Annotated in this window: 18 protein-coding genes; 11 read left to right on the top strand and 7 right to left on the bottom strand. The window is 40.7% G+C overall.

The window, feature by feature from the left end:
* Positions 1 to 6: 6 nt before the first annotated feature.
* Entirely contained in the window at positions 7 to 1,038 is a 1,032-nt protein-coding gene (locus BM003_RS12990; RefSeq protein WP_093673767.1) for a glycosyltransferase, read from the top strand.
* A gap of 259 nt (positions 1,039 to 1,297) precedes the next feature.
* Here BM003_RS12990 and BM003_RS17710 read toward each other — a convergent pair whose 3' ends face one another.
* Both BM003_RS17710 and BM003_RS17405 read right to left on the bottom strand, forming a co-directional pair.
* Positions 1,298 to 1,465, bottom strand: a complete 168-nt coding sequence (locus BM003_RS17710; protein ID WP_177184789.1) for a hypothetical protein — start codon at positions 1,463 to 1,465, stop codon at positions 1,298 to 1,300.
* A gap of 189 nt (positions 1,466 to 1,654) precedes the next feature.
* Positions 1,655 to 1,951, bottom strand: coding sequence for a sigma-70 family RNA polymerase sigma factor (locus BM003_RS17405; protein WP_143128470.1), 297 nt, complete (start codon positions 1,949 to 1,951; stop codon positions 1,655 to 1,657).
* A gap of 168 nt (positions 1,952 to 2,119) precedes the next feature.
* On the opposite strand from BM003_RS17405, the gene BM003_RS12980 reads away from it, so the two are divergent.
* From BM003_RS12980 to BM003_RS17870, 3 genes are read left to right on the top strand one after another with little or no spacing between them, the layout of a single operon-like run.
* The gene (locus BM003_RS12980) at positions 2,120 to 3,436 is read left to right on the top strand and encodes an AAA family ATPase (protein ID WP_093673763.1); all 1,317 of its coding nucleotides are present in this window, start codon (positions 2,120 to 2,122) and stop codon (positions 3,434 to 3,436) included.
* Positions 3,437 to 3,439: 3 nt separating this feature from the next.
* Entirely contained in the window at positions 3,440 to 3,805 is a 366-nt protein-coding gene (locus tag BM003_RS17875; protein ID WP_218143264.1) for an RloB domain-containing protein, read from the top strand.
* Between the two features lie 30 nt (positions 3,806 to 3,835).
* The gene (locus BM003_RS17870; RefSeq protein ID WP_218143263.1) at positions 3,836 to 4,096 is read left to right on the top strand and encodes a hypothetical protein; all 261 of its coding nucleotides are present in this window, start codon (positions 3,836 to 3,838) and stop codon (positions 4,094 to 4,096) included.
* A 162-nt stretch (positions 4,097 to 4,258) separates the two neighbouring features.
* On the opposite strand, the gene BM003_RS12970 is transcribed toward BM003_RS17870, so the two are convergent.
* A complete protein-coding gene (locus BM003_RS12970) occupies positions 4,259 to 4,726 on the bottom strand; it encodes a sigma-70 family RNA polymerase sigma factor (protein ID WP_093673761.1) in 468 nt (155 codons plus the stop codon).
* A gap of 59 nt (positions 4,727 to 4,785) precedes the next feature.
* Here BM003_RS12970 and BM003_RS12965 point away from each other — a divergent pair, with 59 nt between their 5' ends.
* Together BM003_RS12965 and BM003_RS12960 are read left to right on the top strand one after the other, a co-directional pair.
* Positions 4,786 to 5,022, top strand: coding sequence for a hypothetical protein (locus BM003_RS12965; protein WP_093673759.1), 237 nt, complete (start codon positions 4,786 to 4,788; stop codon positions 5,020 to 5,022).
* A gap of 4 nt (positions 5,023 to 5,026) precedes the next feature.
* Positions 5,027 to 5,584: a hypothetical protein gene (locus tag BM003_RS12960; RefSeq protein ID WP_093673757.1), complete on the top strand. Its 558-nt coding sequence runs from the start codon at positions 5,027 to 5,029 to the stop codon at positions 5,582 to 5,584.
* Positions 5,585 to 6,057: 473 nt separating this feature from the next.
* Here BM003_RS12960 and BM003_RS12955 read toward each other — a convergent pair whose 3' ends face one another.
* Positions 6,058 to 6,648, bottom strand: coding sequence for a sigma-70 family RNA polymerase sigma factor (locus BM003_RS12955; RefSeq protein WP_093673755.1), 591 nt, complete (start codon positions 6,646 to 6,648; stop codon positions 6,058 to 6,060).
* 32 nt (positions 6,649 to 6,680) lie between these two features.
* On the opposite strand from BM003_RS12955, the gene BM003_RS12950 reads away from it, so the two are divergent.
* A complete protein-coding gene (locus BM003_RS12950; RefSeq protein WP_143128469.1) occupies positions 6,681 to 6,956 on the top strand; it encodes a hypothetical protein in 276 nt (91 codons plus the stop codon).
* A 462-nt stretch (positions 6,957 to 7,418) separates the two neighbouring features.
* Here the strand turns inward: BM003_RS12950 and BM003_RS12945 are convergent, their stop codons facing one another.
* The gene (locus tag BM003_RS12945) at positions 7,419 to 7,730 is read right to left on the bottom strand and encodes a hypothetical protein (protein WP_093673751.1); all 312 of its coding nucleotides are present in this window, start codon (positions 7,728 to 7,730) and stop codon (positions 7,419 to 7,421) included.
* Between the two features lie 439 nt (positions 7,731 to 8,169).
* Between BM003_RS12945 and BM003_RS12940 the strand changes: the two genes are divergently transcribed.
* Positions 8,170 to 9,264 (top strand): glycosyltransferase, encoded by a 1,095-nt coding sequence (locus BM003_RS12940; RefSeq protein ID WP_093673749.1) that lies wholly within the window; start codon positions 8,170 to 8,172, stop codon positions 9,262 to 9,264.
* 160 nt (positions 9,265 to 9,424) lie between these two features.
* Positions 9,425 to 10,129 (top strand): hypothetical protein, encoded by a 705-nt coding sequence (locus BM003_RS12935; RefSeq protein WP_093673747.1) that lies wholly within the window; start codon positions 9,425 to 9,427, stop codon positions 10,127 to 10,129.
* Between the two features lie 96 nt (positions 10,130 to 10,225).
* On the opposite strand, the gene BM003_RS12930 is transcribed toward BM003_RS12935, so the two are convergent.
* Complete coding sequence (locus BM003_RS12930) at positions 10,226 to 10,522, bottom strand: hypothetical protein (RefSeq protein WP_093673745.1); 297 nt, start codon at positions 10,520 to 10,522, stop codon at positions 10,226 to 10,228.
* A gap of 347 nt (positions 10,523 to 10,869) precedes the next feature.
* On the opposite strand from BM003_RS12930, the gene BM003_RS12925 reads away from it, so the two are divergent.
* The gene (locus BM003_RS12925; protein WP_093673743.1) at positions 10,870 to 15,990 is read left to right on the top strand and encodes a phosphodiester glycosidase family protein; all 5,121 of its coding nucleotides are present in this window, start codon (positions 10,870 to 10,872) and stop codon (positions 15,988 to 15,990) included.
* Between the two features lie 184 nt (positions 15,991 to 16,174).
* Here the strand turns inward: BM003_RS12925 and BM003_RS12920 are convergent, their stop codons facing one another.
* Positions 16,175 to 18,097 carry a sigma 54-interacting transcriptional regulator gene (locus BM003_RS12920; RefSeq protein WP_093673741.1) on the bottom strand — a complete coding sequence of 641 codons (1,923 nt, stop codon included), beginning with the start codon at positions 18,095 to 18,097 and terminating at the stop codon, positions 16,175 to 16,177.
* 218 nt (positions 18,098 to 18,315) lie between these two features.
* Here BM003_RS12920 and BM003_RS12915 point away from each other — a divergent pair, with 218 nt between their 5' ends.
* Complete coding sequence (locus BM003_RS12915) at positions 18,316 to 18,969, top strand: class II aldolase/adducin family protein (protein WP_093673739.1); 654 nt, start codon at positions 18,316 to 18,318, stop codon at positions 18,967 to 18,969.
* Positions 18,970 to 18,991 lie beyond the last annotated feature (22 nt).

Below are 18,991 nucleotides of genomic sequence, written 5' to 3'. Positions count from 1 at the left end.
ACTGCGGTGATCAAAAGATTGTGCGAGAAGAATGAAATTCGAATTATTGTTTGCAACGCTTTTGCTTATGATTTTTTGAATCAATCATTGAATGATCTGATTGCAGCAGAAAGAGTTACGCTTCGAAAGATAAGTAATGATATAGGCTATGTCCTGCAACCTCGTTCACTCACCCCGGATTGTGATCAATTCAAAATAAAGTATCGAAAGTTTATTAGTGAACTCCCATTTACTGTCCAAAGGGAAGAGAAATTCCTGAAGGATCATCATGTGGATCTTGTGATCGGTGATATTCCCCCAGCCCCCTTTAAAGCTGCGCGGGCAATGTCTATTCCATCGGTCGGCATATCCAATTTTACATGGTATACAGCCTATAAAGATCTTTTGCCCGTTGCTGACCTGCAGCCCGTATACGAATGCTACTCGAGCATGGATTACTTCTTTGCTCTAGCGGGAAGCAGTGAAGAAGCATGGGGAAGAAAGGGCAACAGATCATTTGGTTTTTTTTCACGCAACCCGCAGGATGAAGCAGTAGATAAAATAAGAAAGGCTCTTAATCCAACCGGCGACAAAACCATTGTCTTTTTTGGATTAGGCATGAAGATAGATGCAGGCAATCTCGCTGCATACAAACTGTGGAGCAGCCGGAACTGTGTTTTTCTTGTCTCAAGCAACACAAACATAGAAGGGGACATCATTCATAAGATTCCTGCTGATGATACGGAATCACAGAACTATATTGCTGCAAGTGACGTCGTCATCTCAAAACCTGGTTGGGGAACAGTGTCAGAAGCTGTATCATTTAACAAACCCTTGATACTGGTTACCCGCCAAAAGATGCAAGAAGACAGAAATACGATTGAGTATCTGAAGACTAACGTCGGATGTGAGTTGGTGGACTGGGAATCGTTGAAAGAGTTTGAAGTTACGGCGGACGTGTTAGAGAAGCTGAATAAACAGAAGCAAAGGGCAGGTGTGGATTCAGAGGAAGTTTTAAATGTGATTGTTGAAGAGGTATGCGGGGTTTTGTGCGAGTAGTGGTATTGGCATCTGATGTGACGGATTATTGGTGTGATTGTCATCGAATGCGCTTTGCATGCTTGGATCAAGTATTGTAATGAATATAGGATTAAAGAAAAAATCGGCGGTAAAAGTCCGATTGACTATCGGATTTCAACCAACGAGCAAGCAGCTTAAAACTATGTCCAACTTTTGGGGGTCACATCAAACTGAGGTGCTTTTCTTTTTATATAAAAAGAGCATAAGGCTGTTTACCATTATGCTAATAGTATATAACTCATTTATTTTCGGTACGAACTCCTTTGAATTTACCTGATGTCGTTTTCTGATCCATGAATTTTCCGGTGTCAGCATTTCGTTTGACATAGTTACCATTCGGTCCTTTGAATTGAGACCTGTTGTCAACAGCGCCTTTTCGATAGCCCTTGCCTGTATTACCAGCCATGATTCATCACCTCTTTTCAAAAATTATTGAAATACCAAATGGATGATCAGGGACGATGATCTATAGGTATTTTTGTTTATACGATGCAATATTGGATATCAGGATGTGTGGATAAAACGAGAGAGAAGAAGATCAAAAAAATCGACCGGCTCAGCATTGTTTATGCTTCCGGTCGATTTTTTTAACTGCTTATTTGCGTTTTTTCAATTCATCTCTCAACGGGGCCAACTTTTTACGCAAACTTTTTCCCCAGGAGGGAACGGTGTGTTCGGAGACATGGGCTGCTTCGGCGATTTGCCCAGTGCTCCAATCACGAAAGACGGAAAGCTTGATATAGAGGGGCTCACGCGGGGTAAGGGTAGGGAGATGATCTTTGAGGATGCGCAGCATTTGCATGTTCAGGGGTGCGGTAGCTTCATCGGGGATGTCATAGGCAGAGTTGCGAAAGTAGGATTTACTTTTTCTTGCTTCTTTCACTTGAATCACAGTAATACATCGATTTTTAGTATGGAACGAACCATGATGATCAGATATTAATGAAGCTCATTTTACGCATTTTTAACAAAATAGAATAAATTATTGATCACATGTGCATGATTAATTGTATAATGACCTTATGTATTGCAATAAATTCACAAAATCGGAGGTGTGGGAATGCTTCTCAAATTTACGGCAAAAAATTTCAAATCATTTAACAATGAATTTATTTTTTCAATGGAACCTGCTCCAAAACAGAAAGGATTAGACTATAGTATTCTGAACGAAAAAATTGCATCGAAAAAGATCAAAGGTCTGTGTTCCGCTGTTATTTATGGGCCAAATGCTTCCGGAAAAACAAATATAATAAGTGCTATGGAGGTTTTTAAAGCAATTATTCTGCGCGGAACTATTTCTAATACGAGCGATCACACAACACCGAATACAGCGGTCACTAATTTGGAATTAATACCTAATAGTACAAACAAGAAAAAGAGTTCTGTTGATTTTTCCATTCAGTTCACTGAAAAAGGGCTTTTGATTGATTATTTTCTTTCGCTTGATTTAGGCGACTTTCTAGAGCGTGATTACAACCGCAAAATATTAAATGAAAAGTTAATGGTTAACGAAAAAGTTATTTTCTCAAGAAATACGATTCTCAAATTTGGCGATTTATCGGTTATTAAGGATTATTTGGCTAATGAACTTGAAGAGAACATGAAGGGCGCGGTTACATTAGCTAAAAATAATCTCCATGATGAAGAATTATTTCTAATGAATGGTTTTAAAACAATGTTTAGCTCAAAAATAGTGAGTTTGATCAGCGATTGGATGAAAAACAAATTTATGGTCATCTATCGAGCAGACGCACTGAATACGACAACTAAATTTACCGATCCTAAAAAGCAAACGGTTTATATTGAAAAAACGTTGAATGATGCTGCAGGTATCTTCGGGATTAATTCAAATGCAATCGGCTATATTGTACCGGAGGATGGTACGGAGGCTAAATTATGTTCGATTTTCAACGATAGACATACTGCACTGGCTGCTGAAGCATTTGAATCTTACGGGACAATACGTTTCGTTCAGATGTTTCCCCTTGTCATGAGAGCTCTTCTTAACGGGGCAACTTTGGTTATCGATGAATTTGATGCTTCTCTTCATCCTATGGCACTTATGAATATTGTTAATCTTTTTCACAATGATGATATAAATAAGAAAAATGCTCAATTAATTTTTAACACACATAATCCTATTTTTCTTAACGCAAATCTCTTTAGGCGCGATGAAATCAAGTTTGTGGAGCGGGATGACGAGACACATTGCAGTATTCATTATTCTCTATCCGATTTTGGTACTGCGGGCCAAAATGGTGTGAGGAAAAACGATGACTATTTAAAAAACTATTTCATTAATCGATATGGTGCAATTAAAAATGTAGATTTTACGCCCATTTTTGAGCAACTCTTGCATGACGAAAATGAGGTGTAACTCATGACTGCTAGGAAACTCACTAATACTTTTTATTTTACAGTTGAAGGCGAAACAGAGAAATGGTATTTGGAATGGTTACAAAAGCAAATAAATAGCAATCCTGATGCAAAATATAAGGTATTCATCGACAGTAAAGTTGAAAAAAGCCCAGTAAAACGAGTCAAGTCAATGAGCAACATTTCAAAAATAAAAATTACTCACTTATTTGATTATGAGAGTAATAGCGCGAGTCATAAAACCCAATTTTTAAGAACTTTAGATTCGCTAAAAGAAGCATCAAAATTGAAACAGATTAAGTATCGCTCAGGTTATAGCAACCTTACCTTTGAATTATGGATGGTACTTCACAGGCAAAATTGTGGTTGATCCTTAGAACATCGAAGAAATTATCTTCGTTTGATCAACAGAGCATTCAATGAAAATTTTGAAAATCTAGGTCAATATAAACAAAAAGACAATTTCAATAAGGTACTTGAAAAAATATCATTATCTGATGTGATTTCGGCTATTAGAAGGTCAAAACTGATCATGCAATCAAATCAAGAAAATAGATTTGTGCTGAAACAATATAAGGGATATGAATACTATGAGGAAAACCCATCGTTAATGATTTGGGTAGCAATAGAAGAAATAGTCACAGATTGTGGCTTAATTTAAATTTTATGTACCTTGAAAATGATAAGTAATGGATAATCTAAAAAAACAATTGGCAATGCGCTGATGTTTCTTTTTGCGCAATATGATGTTTCAGCTTTTTGAACGCATAAAAAATCGACCGGCTCAGCAATGTTTATGCTTCCGATCGATTTTTTTAACTGCTTATTTACGTTTTTTCAATTCATCTCTCAACGGTGCCAACTTTTTACGTAAACTTTTTTTCCAGGAGCGGACTGTGTGTTCGGAGACTTGGGCGGCTTCGGCAATTTGTTGGGTGCTCCAATCATGAAAGACGGAAAGTTTGATGTAGAGGGCTTCGCGGGGAGTGAGGGTGGGGAGCTGATCTTGGAGAATGCGCAGCATTTGCCTGTTCAGTGACTCGGCTGATTCATCGGGGATGCCATAGTCCGAGCCCTCGCGATCGTATTCTTCGCGACTTTTGTTCTTGTAGTGTTTTCGGAGATAGTCGGAGAGTCGGCCCTCCATCGTTCGATTGGCAAAGGCGATGAATGTAATGAAGACGGAGACCAAGAGTTTGGTTCGCTTCATAAAAGATGCACGTTTTGCAGCAAAACGCGGTGGAACATGCTGACGGAGCGGTTGATGTCGAAGCAAAGTAGGTAAGCACATGTTTTCTCCCCTTCTAAGTTGGCAATGATGCTAGTAAATATAGACAGGGGGTGATAAAATTGAGTGATAAATATAAAAATTTATCAGAGAAGGAAGATGATCCTATGCCAACGATCGCTAAGGCAGATGATGAATTTGTTCTTGATGAAGAAACAACTAGAAAAATTATCGCATCAAAACCGATCTCCGTTTCTTCTATTCCCAAAAGTCGTTTTGTTGATGTCAGTGGTTTGAGTGGACAAGAAAGAAAAGATGAGCTGGAAAAAATTCATAAATCGTGGGCAGAAAAGAGATAACACAATGAAAATATTAAATCTTGAAGATTATATTCATTTGTTTGGAGAGAGGGACACGCATCGATCCCTTTCTTCTTTTTGCTGTCACGAGGATGATGACGTTCAGGCATATATTCGCGAACGAGCATTTGATGATGAATTAGCGCATAGAGCGAGAACTAAACTTTTCATTGATGAACGTCATCAAAAAATTGCAGGATTTTTCACCATCTTGTTTAAGAATAATATTAGATTTTCTAAAAGTATTAACGAAGAAATAATCGATCAAATTACTGGGGATAGAGAATCACATTACTTTAGAGCTATACTGCTTGCTCAGTTAGCAAAAAATGACTTTTACGAAAAGTGCCCCAAAGAAATCTTTTGCGGAAATGACATTATTGATGCAGCAAAAATCAGTGCAAAAAATATTTTCGATTCATGTGGCCTTAATCATTTTTGCCTAGAGTATAAATCTCGTAAAGAATGGCTAAGAAAATTCTATATGCGACATGGATTTTCTGATGTTCAGACAAAGGAAAATGGGTTGACATTATCCTATCTAAGAATCACAAACGAATAAATATTCCGCTGCGTATCATCGTGTTCGGCATGAGTTTTGGCTACTTTGATTAAAACTCGGTATCGTATATAGTCTTAGCAATACAAAATGACTAGTTCAGTTTTCCTCTCTCTATTCATTCTTCAGATGAATGAACCTTCCGATAAGTAACCGTTTATGTTGTGTTTTCTCCTTTCAAAGTATTTGTTTACCAATGGTTATGGAAAAATATGCTGTTCAATTGAGAAATTCAATTTCTTCTTAGTATCGTTCAATTTGCTTGTTAAAATGATACTTATAACAATGTAAGGTCAGGATTTGGGTTACCCATATCTAAAAGCCTTGGGTCTGTGGGGATCAACATGAAAATCTAATGCATTGATCTTCGTGAAAGATACATTGCATATACTGAAAGTTTCATTTGTAATTATTTGAATGCACACAAAAAAACGACCAAGCAGTTTTTTGTGCTGCCGATCGATTTTCTTAATTGCTTATTTGCGTTTTTTCAATTCATCTCTTAACGGTCCCAACTTTTTACGTAAGCTTTTTTTCCAGGAGCGGACTGTGTGTTCGGAGACAAGGGCGGCTTCGGCAATTTGTTGGGTGCTCCAATCATGAAAGACGGAAAGCTTGATGTAGAGGGCTTCGCGGGGAGTGAGGGTGGGGAGCTGATCTTGGAGGATGCGCAGCATTTGCATGTTCAGTGACTTGGCTGATTCATCAGGAATGCCATAGGCGGAGCCTTCGCGATCGTATACTTCGCGACTTTTGTTCTTGTAGTGTTTTCGGAGGTAGTCGGAGAGTCGGCCTTCCATCGTTCGAGCAGCGAAGGCGATGAAGACATGTTCCGCATTTTTGTCCGAGGCGACTTTTGTGATGTCGAATTTGTCATTGGCTTCTGAGAATGCATACTGCGCGATTTGTAGCAGATCATCATAATCGGCGGAACACAAATACTGCTTGTACATGTCTCTGTAGTGTTTAACGGTTTTTCGGATCTTCGGTTCATACTTTTTCATCAGTCTCTCGAAGGCATAGCACTCAGGTTCGAATGGGGCAGCAAAATAGTCGGTAAATGGCATAAATGTGGAGCTCCTTTTGGGGATTCAGTTTTTTGGTTGAAGCTGAATTGTGTGGCACGTGGATGAAAGAGGCGGTGACAGGGGATGATGCAGATCTTGATGTGTTTTTGCCCTATGTTTTCTATATAGGAGGCATGGTTCGGAAATGGTGGGGGAGATTGAAAAAATTTGTAGAAGGTTTTTTTGCTTGCTTGGTGGCAAATCTGTTGATTTGGGATGGATGGCAGGTAGCTAACCAAATCCCCTGCACATCAGTCTCTCGAAGGCATAGCACTCAGGTTCGAACGGGGCGGCAAAATAGTCAGTAAATGGCATAAATGTGGGACTCCTTTTGGGGATTCAGTTTTTTTGGTGCAGCTGAATGTGTGTTACGAGTATTAAAGGGCGGTGACGGGGGATAAAGCAGTTCTTGGTGTATTCTTGCTCTATGTTTTCTATATAGGAGGCATGGTTCGGAAATGGTGTGGAGGATTGAAAAAATTTGTAAATAAAATAATAGATTTTAAGATTACATCAGAATTGTTAAGGAAATAGGGGAGCGCAGAGTCAGAAGGAGTCGTAACCGTTGATTCAGAAATGAAAAGGACATCTCTTAGTCGTGCAATGGAATTGACACGGAGATGTCCTTCTTGCATCAGTATTGGATTGTTCGACTAAAAGAAAAGCAAGTCTGGATTGGAATACCGTTCGTCGACATGCCAATTCGCATGCGATCACGGCGTTAAAGGGGATTTCATTAGACTGTGATTTCCGTTCAGCTATAGCTGAGCTTAGAAGCCGTATTCTTCGTCTTTATTGTTGAACGCCTTCAAAAAGTTTTGTAACTCTTGGTGGAGCCAAATTCGTCCATGCTCTGCATGGTTGCTGATGTAATCATGGTACGTACGAATAAAAGCTGGATTTAACATGCCGATTAATTGGGCAAGGGAACCGTCCTTATTATAAATAGAAAGGTGGCTGGGCTGCGCGCGATAGACATGTTCTCCGGTTTTCAATTCAAACAAATAGTGGGTATTGCTCGTGTCACATTGACAAATGGCCTCCATGCACGCATTCAAAAAAGTTCTCTTGCCATTGTTCATCAATACGCCTCCAATAATAGTAGATTTGTCATGCTCGCACCAGACTGTGTATCTGATCAAACACTAGAGCTGATGTACTATTTCCCAATTTCCCCGGGGGTAGATTCATCATCCATATTCTTATTATGCAGGAAAATAAGCAAGATACAATCACTAAATATGAGAAAAATATGAAAATACAGTGAATAACGATTTAATTGTGAACAAAATCTTAGAAAAATGGTGGAATGGGAGAGGGGGTTGTGGTGGCATAAATTAAGAGACCGCCGATTTATTAAAGATAACTCATTAACAGAATTTGATAGTTCCTATTAGAGACCCTAGAATAAACTACGACTATAATAGGAAGAAGATTATTTCCGATTTAATGAATGCGAGTAACGGATATATGAGAAACCTACTACAATGAAGTTTTAAGGTTCATGAAGGATGTGCTTTCTTGAAAACAATCGCTTATTACCTATCGGAGTATGGGTTCGGTCATGCGACAAGAAGTATTGCAGTGATCAGAAGGCTATGCGAGAAGATCGAATTTCGGATTATTGTTTGCAATGCTTTTGCCTATGATTTTTTAAATCAATCATTGAATGATTTGATTGCATCAGACAAAGTCACACTTCGAAAGATAAGCAATGACATAGGTTATGTCTTGCAGCCTCATTCACTCACCCCGGATTGTGACCAATTCAAAATAAGCTATCAAAAATTTATTGGTAAACTCCCATTCGCTATCCAAAGAGAGGCGAAATTTCTTAGCGATCAACATGTAAATCTTGTGATCGGTGATATTCCCCCAGCCCCATTTAAAGCTGCGCTGTCACTATCTATTCCATCAATTGGGGTATCCAATTTTACTTGGTATACAGCCTATAAAGAACTTTTACCCGACACAGATCTCCAGCCTCTGTATGATTGCTATACGAGTATGGATTACTTCTTTGCTCTAGCGGGAAGCCGTGAGCGGGCATGGGGAAGAATGGGCAGCAAATCATTCGGTTTCTTTTCACGCAGCCCGCAGGTTGAAGCCGTCCATAAAATAAGGAAGAATGTGAATCCAACCGGTGACAAAATCATCGTCTTCTTTGGACTAGGCATGAAAATTGATGCAGGAAATCTCGCTGCATACAAACTGTGGAGCAGCCGGAATTGTGTTTTTCTTGTCTCAAGCAACACGAACATAGAAGGGGACAATATCTATAAAATCCCCATTGAAGACACGGAATCACAGAACTATATTGAGGCAAGCGACATCGTCATCTCAAAGCCAGGCTGGGGCACAGTGTCCGAGGCCATATCATTTAACAAACCATTAATTCTAGTTACCCGTCAAAAGATGCAAGAAGACAAAAATACGATTGAGTATCTAAAGAATAACAGCGGCTGTGAATTGGTTGAGTGGGAAGCGATGAACGAGTTTGAGATCACAGCGGAAGTGTTAGAGAGGATGAAGAAACAGAAACAAAGCGCGGGTGTGGATTCAGAGGATGTTATAAATGCCATTGTTGAGGAGATATGCGGGGTTTTGTGCGGGTAGCGGTGTTGGCAATTAATTTTGCCGGATGGTTGATGGAAACGTCATCAGAGGCAATGAATGAGATGATAATTCATAAAAAAGCTGTACTTTTAGTACAGGATGTGATTTAGAGTTGTAGATAAGATTTGTCCATAGTAAAAGGTAAAGGTGGCAGATGATTATGTATAGCCGAAAGTATCCAGAAATTGTAACTGCAACGATGCAGAGAGTGTTGGATGCGAGTAGTCATGAGGTCCTGTTAATAAGAAGAAACACTGAGATTCATTTCAGTAAAAGTCAAAAGGTAATAGGGATGGCAATTATGACCAACCCAGGTTCATACGGCTTTAATAGATTGCCAACTTGGAATGAATTCTCGAAGAATTGTAATTATGAAGGCGAACATCTCATTTCCGGTACTGGGTATGCTGACCTAACCATGCAAAAGATAATAGATGCCGTTAGGTTTGGCTATCAGGAAACTGGACATATTTTACCCGATGGTATAGTGAGGATTGTGAATATATCGGCTATAGTACAACCGAAAGGCAAATCAGCCGAGGCATATCATTTAAGAGCACAACACTTATTGAAAGCAACGCACCAGGAACTGTTACTTTCTGAAGGATTTTTAGCATCAGAGGAAAGACTACAAGCCGAAAGCAGAAATTTGGATTTTATCATTGTAGGCTTTGTTCACAATGTGTTTCAAAAAGAAGCCAAAAAGTTGATGGAATATTCTCAAAATGTTCATAATGCCGTATATGTCATAGACAGGCAAGGATGGTTTTCCCATCCCAGAAGATGGCAAACGGATAAAGATCTCATGGAGCTAGCAAAGCAACAGATGGTTAAGGTTCTGTTAAATCAAGCTAAGGTTAAATAGTCATTATTCATTAGTCCATATTCCATAAGCTCATAAACCCGAAAATATGTCCAATACAAAAAGTGAAAGAGATTAATTTCGTTGATCCGTTGGATATTATTCTGTATTCATTGCCGCCCTTTTTAGACTGATAAATAATTCTGGTGGTTCCAGGGTCAGTGTGTGCTCCCTGTTTTTCCAATTCATTTCTTCAGCAAAAGACGTAATGAGCTGGTTATAGTAGCAGATTTCCTGTTTCATAATCCATTTCAGAAACCATGGACGTGAGATTTCAGAATGGGATAGCAGTATCTTCTCCAGCTTGCAAAAACTTATAAACAGATATGCTGCTTTATATGTTTTTTGAGAAAGAGCTGCGTATTTTTCAGGCATATTTTCTATTTTCCAGTTCATTGCCTTTCACCTTCCCTTAGCTTCAATGATATGCGTCATATTTAATTCCCTATTGCTTGGCCATCTGCTGATATTGATTCTAAACATAATCTCCAATTTTTACTCATTTTAATCTGCCAAATAGATAGTAGATGCAATTCGATATCCAATCACTGAGAAAGGTGGAATAAAGAAGTAAGCCCATTCTCGTTTATTTATTAATTTTTTACAGTATCGTTACCATTTCCCCATATGTAATCAATTTCCAAACTATATAATTCAACTGTTTGTGAATGGAAGACTTGAGAAAAAGATAGGTAGACTTCCTGAATGAACAATGTTTGAAAAATGGGGAGGAAGTAAAGAACGTGAAAACTTGTAGTAAATCGATCGTTTCTATTATTCTGGCTACTTGTTTGTTGTTCGTACAATTCAGTTCAAGCATTCCTGCACACGCATTGGATCAAACAGATGTTTCATCTTCGGTAATGAAACAAATCATTAGTGAAACCGGAACACAATTAGCCTCGGGGATTGAGGAAAAGCATATTACATACAAAAATGCGGCCGGCGACAGAACGGAGCTTTTTGCTGTAAATGTTAACCTGAAAGACAAGAACACGGCATTGTACCCTGGCACTCCAAACGATGGACAGGATTACGGTATGCAATCGGTCCGTGATGAGGCAAATGCCGCAATTAAGAATGGGAAAAATGTTGTAAGCGGGGTTAATGCCAACTTTTTCAATATGGCGACTGGTGAGCCTGAAGGAAACGTTGTGAAAAATGGCATTGAAATTCATCAAGCCAGTAGAAGCGATGAAACCTTCTTCGGTGTTTTAAAAGATGGTACGCCGGTTATTGGTGACCAAACAAAGTATAACCAAATTAAAGCAAATCTGAAACAGGCCTTAGGCGCAAAAAATATTTTAGTGAAAGATGGAAAGATCGGTAATACATCAGCAATTGGCGCAGATATTGAGCCAAGAACAGCAGTAGGGATCAAGAGTGACAACACGGTGTTTTTTGTCGTTATTGATGGGCGGCAAGCTCCATATTCGAATGGAATTTCGATGCCTGACTTGGCACAATTGATGCGTGATATGGGTGCGGTTCAGGCAGTGAACCTTGATGGAGGTGGTTCGACAACTTATATTTCCAGGACGCCCGGAGAAGATGAACTAAGTTTAAAAAACCGTCCCTCTGATGGAAATGAACGTCTGGTAGCTAACTCCTGGCTCATCACATCAAATGCCCCTGCTGATCACGCGTTTGCATCAGCGGCTGTTTCTCCGGCAGATAAGACCTATTCACCAAATTCAAAGATCACGTTCACGGCAAAGGGTAAAGATGCGGCGGGTTATTCAGCACCATTACCGACAAGCGGCCTCAACTGGAGTCTTTCTGATCCTGCTTTCGGCCAGATTGACACGAATACAGGTGTATTTCAATCGAATGGCAAGCAAGGGACTGTAACGGTCAATCTTTCATATAACGGGAAGACTGTTGGCAGTACCCATGTAGAAATTGCGGTTCCGGATACCTTTTGGACAACTAATTCGAACCAGACACTACAGCCAGGAGCATCAAGTAATCTAGGATTGACCGCTACCTATCAAGGTCGATACGTACAGTTTTCTCGGGAAGATCTAGATTGGCAGATTTCTGATGGCCTTGGCAGTGTAGACAACTCCAATGTATTTCATGCCACTTCTGGAAAAACACAAGGAAATGTTGAAGTGAAATTCAAAAATACGAATCTGTCTGTCAATATTCAATTGCAGATCGGACAGGATCCTGTTGTAGTGGAGGACGCTGAAGAGCTGACTGATGATGCAGCGGTGACAAGCAACTGGTCAAGTTCAGCAGGTAAACGTGGTGAGAGCGTTTCGGTTTCGAGCAGCGGTTACCCAAACAGCCCCGTACGCTTTGGAAATCATGCAGCAAAGGTCAATTTTGACTTTACGACCGGTCAAAAAGCAAGTACACTTCTTGTCTATGCAGGTCCGACGCATGGAAGCTATGCCCCTGGTACGCCAACTTCTGTAGGTATGTGGATCTATGGCACGCCTGAAGCACAGGGGTTGCAGCTTTGGACAGGTCTTAGCGACGCTGATGGGAAAAATTTTGGTATTTATATGCCTCCTGTTGATGGGCAGTCAGGCCAAATGGGTTCAATTGACTGGCTTGGCTGGAGGTATGTGTCTTTTCCGATACCGTCTGGATACAAAGCTCCATATAAACTTCGCACAGACGGTCATGCAGTTGGAATCCTTTGTCTAAAATCCGGGTTGCCCAACGGTGATCCTATGACCAAAGGCAGCCTGTATTTTGATAATTTCCGATTTGTATACGACGGAAACACTTCAGATGACCTTAAGTCGCCGGTTATTGATTCGATCAGTGTGGATGGAAAAACATATACCAATGCTCAGGTGAACGTGACAACTGCGATCCACGAGGATACCAGCGATGCTCATGCGACTGGGATCAATTGGGACCGTAACCGTATTTGGGTAGACGGAACTGAATATACCGATGCAAAGGGACACTATTCTTACGATAAGGATGGAACCTTTACACTTTCCGGTTATCAATGGGCTGATGGCGTGCACCATGTTCATGTCTCGATTCAGGATAACTTCGGCAATGAAACTGTTAAGGACGCGTACTTCACAGTGAATACCGGAAACGGGACGAAACTGAGTCTCAATCCAAAGGGGAAAGACGCGTCTCTTGGTGGTACTTATTCGCTGGCACTGTCGGCAGACGACCTTTCCAATGTGAAAGAAGTGACTGCCACGATCAATCTGGGCAAGGGTTTTCCGGTAAAAGGCGTTTCTTTTGCCGAGAGTGCTGCCGGTAGTACCTATACTTACGATCCGACAACCGGCGATCTGAACCTGACAATCCAAAATGATGGGGCATCGAAACAAGCGGGTGATCTGGCAACGATTATGGTTTCTGTCCCGGCGACTGCCGAAGAGGGCACAAAAATTCCATATAGTGTAACCGAGGGTAAGGTAACCTTTGCTCATGCACAGGGAACTACGTTTAATGCGTCTTTCTCGACCACCCCAAGTGAAGTATCCATTGCAGCTGCTTATCAAATCCAGGTAGAGCGCATGGTTGTCGGTTCAGACGGCATCGTACAGGTACAAACCCAGGATGGTCAACCAGTCTCAGGAGCAGAGGTCAGCATGACTTTGGCAGACGGTAAGACTCAATCACTTGGCAAGACCGATACTCAAGGGAAACTAGCCAGCCCTCTGCCGACGGCGAGCGCGCAGAAATTTAAGTTAATTGCACAGAAGGGTAATGATTATAGTTTTGCAGTATCTGATCAGTCGTACAATGCACAGAAAACAGCAGAACCGTCTAATATTCTTGTTGGCGCTACTCAGAATCCGAAAACAGAAAAGTCAGTGACCTGGATGACCAATCCGCTTCAGAGTGAAGATAGGTCAATCATGCAGGTAGCTACAAGGGCGGATTATACTGATCAAGGGGATCAGGCTTTCCAAAACTTTACGGGAACTAAAAAATTAGTCACCTATTCCCTAGACAGCAGCGCAATTGAACTCAACAGTGCGAAGGCAATCGGATTAAAGCCGGGGACACTATATGTTTTTAGAGTTGGAGACGGGAAGAACTGGTCGGATATTCGCGAATTTAAAACGCTAACGGACAGCGACCAGATGACATTCAATGTATTTGGGGATACCCAAGTAACTGAGCCTAGCGGTTTAGAAGACTTTGATAAGATTCTCACACGTATTGAAAATGCTTCTGTTCAATCAGACTTCGCTATTCATGTTGGAGATTTTACTGATGACCAGACAATCTTTGGTGAAGCAGACATGACTGCAGAGATGTTTAACAAGCATCCGGCATTTGATTCGCTGGATATGATCCACGTGCTAGGTAATCATGAATATCAAGGGGATAACGGAGTTAAGTCTGCCTCAATGCTGGCCATGCCGAACTCGAATGGAACTGAGTCCAACAAAACGGGTACCTATTCGGTCGATTATGGGAACATGCACATTGCGGTGATTGGCTGGACGGACAATGTGGATACGATGAAGAAGGAAATGGACTGGCTGCGCAGTGACATGAAGGCGACGAATCAGACCTGGAAGATCATCGCCACACATCAACCGGCCTATAACAAGAATCCTGCAGATGCCCAAGCGACCATGTTCCATGACATGCTTGTTCCGGTTTGCGACGAACTCGGTATTGACCTTGTCTTCAATGGCCATGATCATTCCTATGGACGTACCTATCCACTCGTGGCCAACACAAAGGCAAGTGTGGGAACGGTCTATATTGCGACCGGACATACAGGCGACAAAACATATGACATTGAACCGAATGACCCGTCTGTATTCGAAGTTATCCAGAAAGATAAGAATGAAGTCGTTTATCTTACTGCCCATGTGAATGGCAATAAGATGGAACTGATCGCCGAACATCCGGATGGCAGTGTTGTGGATGATGTCACACTGACCGCACATCCGGCTGATAAGACACAACTTGAAGCAGCAGTAAAATCAGCAAAAGCATTGAACCTGAACGATTTTTCGATTATCGGCCAGAATGATTTTGCCTCAGCGATGAGCCATGCGCAAAAAGTTTTGGATAATGCAGATGCGATTCCTCAGGATGTCATTTCAGCGCTGGATGACTTATCGAAGGCTCAGGACGCCCTGAAGAAGTCGGCGAATAAAACAGCTCTGGAAGCTGCCATTGCAAAGGCAAATAAACTTGATTTGTCAAAATACAAAGACGTTGGCAAGGACGCATTCAAGACCAAGTTACAAGATGCCATCGCAACGTATGACAACAATGCATTGAGTGTAGATGATCAGAAGCAAGTTCAAACGACGATTGATGCATTGAATCAGGCAATCGCTGATCTGCAGCTCATTGATGAGTCTAAAGATGATGGTACTTCGGATCCTTCGAATGAGAATGACATTTCCAAGGCTGAACAAGCAGTTCAGAGTGCGGAACAAAGTCGAGCTCAGAAAGATGTTGACGCAGCAGTAAAATTAGTCAATGCCCTGCCTAACAGTTCGGATAAATCAGCTTTGACCACGCGACTTAAAGCGATTCATGTTAATTCGAATAATAGCCAGGAAAATAAGAATACAAGTGAAACGAACAAGCCGGACTCAAATGCCGGTAAGGACAGCCAAACGAACGGGAATAATAATGAGAACACCGGCACAAGTAATGGGCAGAGTGATCAAGCAGGAGAAAAAGCTGCAGGAAGCTCAGATCGTTCCAATGCGTCCACTGATTCTTCTTCCACAGCGGAAAAGCATAGTAACGCGAAGAATATCCAAAAGCAGGATAAAGGTGCCAAGGCATCATCCTTATTACCCAAAACCGGTGATGTATTTAACGTCTGGACCGTATCATTCGGAGTCATCTTGATTCTCATCGCAACAGGTATTGTGATGAGAAAAAAAGAGAACTGATCAATATCCTGTTTCAGGCAAGTGATCAACACTAGCTTATATTTCTGCCCCATAGAAAGCAGATGCATGATAACATCTGCTGATCTGAGGGGCATTTTTCTTACGGATTTTTAGTTCATTGAGTGCGTAGGTGCGAAGCAAAAAACTCCGAAGTTCATTTTTGGGAGTTAAAAGTTTCTGTTTCCTAATTTTTGTTGTGATTTTTAATATCATTCAATTTTCTCCAAAGTGTTGCTCTGCTCATTCCTAAACTTTGCGCAGTACGTTCTTTATTCCCATTAAAGTGCTGCAATCGAAGGTCAATGACATCATTCTCAATTTGCTGTAATGTTTGTGTTTGATAAGAAAAAGGAGTTCTATCATTACTTTCATCTTGCATAACGCTTTGATTTTTAGAAATTTCTTCTTCAACTTCCTGTAAAACAATGGCTTTAGGAATATCGGAGTGGAACAGAACGGTGACCCGTTCAAGTAAATTCTCAAGTTCACGAATATTTCCCGGCCATGGATAGGCGGCCAGCTTTGGAAGCATGTCATTTGGTAACTTGATTGGATCAAAATGATAATGGTTACAAATCTTAAAAAGAAGAAATTCGATTAAAGCAGGAAGATCTTCCTGTCGTTCACGCAAAGGTGGAATTCTGAGTGTAAGCACATTCAAGCGATAAAATAAATCTGCACGAAATTTGCCGCTCTTCACATCAGAGATCAGATTGCGATGAGTGGCAGCAATGATTCGAACGTCAATAGGAATGATGGCACTGCCGCCGATTCGCATGATCTCCCGTTCTTGAATTACACGTAACAATCTGGATTGCAATGCTAAAGGGATTTCACCAATTTCATCAAGAAAAATCGTCCCTGTATGGGCAAGTTCAAAAATGCCTGCTTTGCCATTGCGGTTTGCTCCTGTAAATGCACCGCCTTCATATCCGAATAACTCACTTTCAAGCAGGGTATCAGACAGTGCGCCACAATTTATGGGTACGAAAGGATTGTTTTTTCGATTGCTGTTATTGTGAATGCTTTGAGCAATCAGTTCTTTACCAGTTCCGGTTTCACCAAGCAGCAGGATAGTCGATTCTGTTTGACTAAAGTATTTAATTTTTTGTATGAGATTTTTCATTACTGATGAATGCGCAATGATTTCATTGATCCCATGCTTGGCTTCAAACCCTTGCAGTTTGAGTTTCTTTCTAATTTTTTGTTCAAGTTTTTGGATCTTCGTCACGTCTTGCATTGAAAGGACCCAGCCTACAAGTTCTTCGACAACCATAATTTTTCTCATCGATATAGATAAGATAAAGGGAGGATGTTCCAATACTTCTTCCTCAAATTCTTGTTTCTTATGGATCAGCTTCGAGAGCTCCTCTCCGACACCATTGATCTTCTCCCCGATACTTTGTTGACGGTCCAATTTTAGAAAATTTGCTGCTCGTTTATTGAGAAGAACGATTTTTTCGTCAGTGTCGATCAGAAGAATTCCATCCTGAGCTGTTTCCAATGTCATACGCAGCTGTTCCGTGTTTGTCCGTTCCTGACGGCGTGCTCGCACGAGATTCTCTGCTTGTTCAATGGCCTCAATGACGCTGGTTTGTGACGGCATGAGTTTCATTCCTGGAATCCCCATCTTTTTAGCGTAATCAACAGACATACCATCCCCAACAATATATTGAACACGATCAGAAATGGCTTGATTGATTTGGACTTTAAGATCTTGATCATAGGAAAAAACAGGATAGATGTTAATATTGATATACATTCCCAGTTCTCGGTAATCACAGATGATATTTTCAACACCAACGAGGCCAATTTTTTGATACTGATTTTTTAACGAATGAACGATGCGCAGAATATCCAGAACAGTCATTTTCACCTCAACAACAGGAATGGTGAGAAGTTTCCGCAATAAGGTAGCTTGGCCTCCGCGAGTAATGAGTACTTCGGCACCAAACGCTTCTTCTTTTTTCGCAAGAGGTACAGTTTCCTTGAATGAGAAGTCATGATGATCAGTGGGGGAGTAAAGCTTAAACTTTTTTGCCTGATCAACTGATCGAACAGTATCTGCAAATTCCTTAGACGGAGCAATGATTACGATGCGTTCCAAAATAGATCACTCCTCGCAAAGTGTTTCAAATTGAAATATGCGTTGCATGATGTTACAAAAAGAAGCGCTAAGATCAATGTACATGATAAACAGATAAAATGAAAGCGCTTTATATTTTGTTTGTTATAAACTTATTATTAATTGCAATGATAAAAATCACGAAATAATTAAAAGTGGCACAAATATTGCTTGCATAACTATGAAAGGAGGCATTCTCAATGGATGAGGAAACATTAAAAAGTGAACTAATCAAAGCGGGCCACGATCTGAAAAGGCAACAACTGACTTGGGGAACTTCTGGTAACATAAGTGCTCGCATTGATTCTTCTCACATGATTATTACTTGTTCCGGAACCAACATCAGTAATCTGCAAATGGATGAATTTACTCGAGTAGATCTTGAGACGAGTGCTTGGGAGGGTAAACGAAAACCATCCAAAGAAGTTCCTATGCATTCGGCTATTTATCACGCAAGAAAGGATGCAGCCGTTGTTCTTCATTCATCACCTTTTTACACTACATTATTTGCTGCAAGTAAAGAACCGATTGTTTCTGAGCTGTTTATCGAGGCGATGTATTACCTGGAGGATGTTGCCTATGTCGATTATCAACCTCCGGGTTCTCGAGAACTTGGAGAATCAGTAGGGATGCAGGCGGACAAAGGACACATTATAATGCTTAAAAATCATGGTGTGATCTTGTTCGAGAATTCCATTTCTGAAGCACTCATGCGGTTAGAAACTCTTGAGATGGCTTGCAGGATGATTGTCACCGCACGGGCAGCAGGTATCCAACTGGATCGAGTACCCGACTATCTAGTGAAAGAATTTCTTGAATCTGGAAGCTATAAGAAACGCAAAAAGATTAAATAGATCGTTCAAAACCATATTTAAT

The organism is Sporolactobacillus nakayamae (assembly GCF_900113325.1).
Classification (GTDB): Bacteria; Bacillota; Bacilli; order Bacillales; family Sporolactobacillaceae; genus Sporolactobacillus; species Sporolactobacillus nakayamae.
The sequence above is the reverse complement of the archived record's forward strand: the minus strand, read 5'-3'. Positions and strand labels throughout refer to the sequence as shown.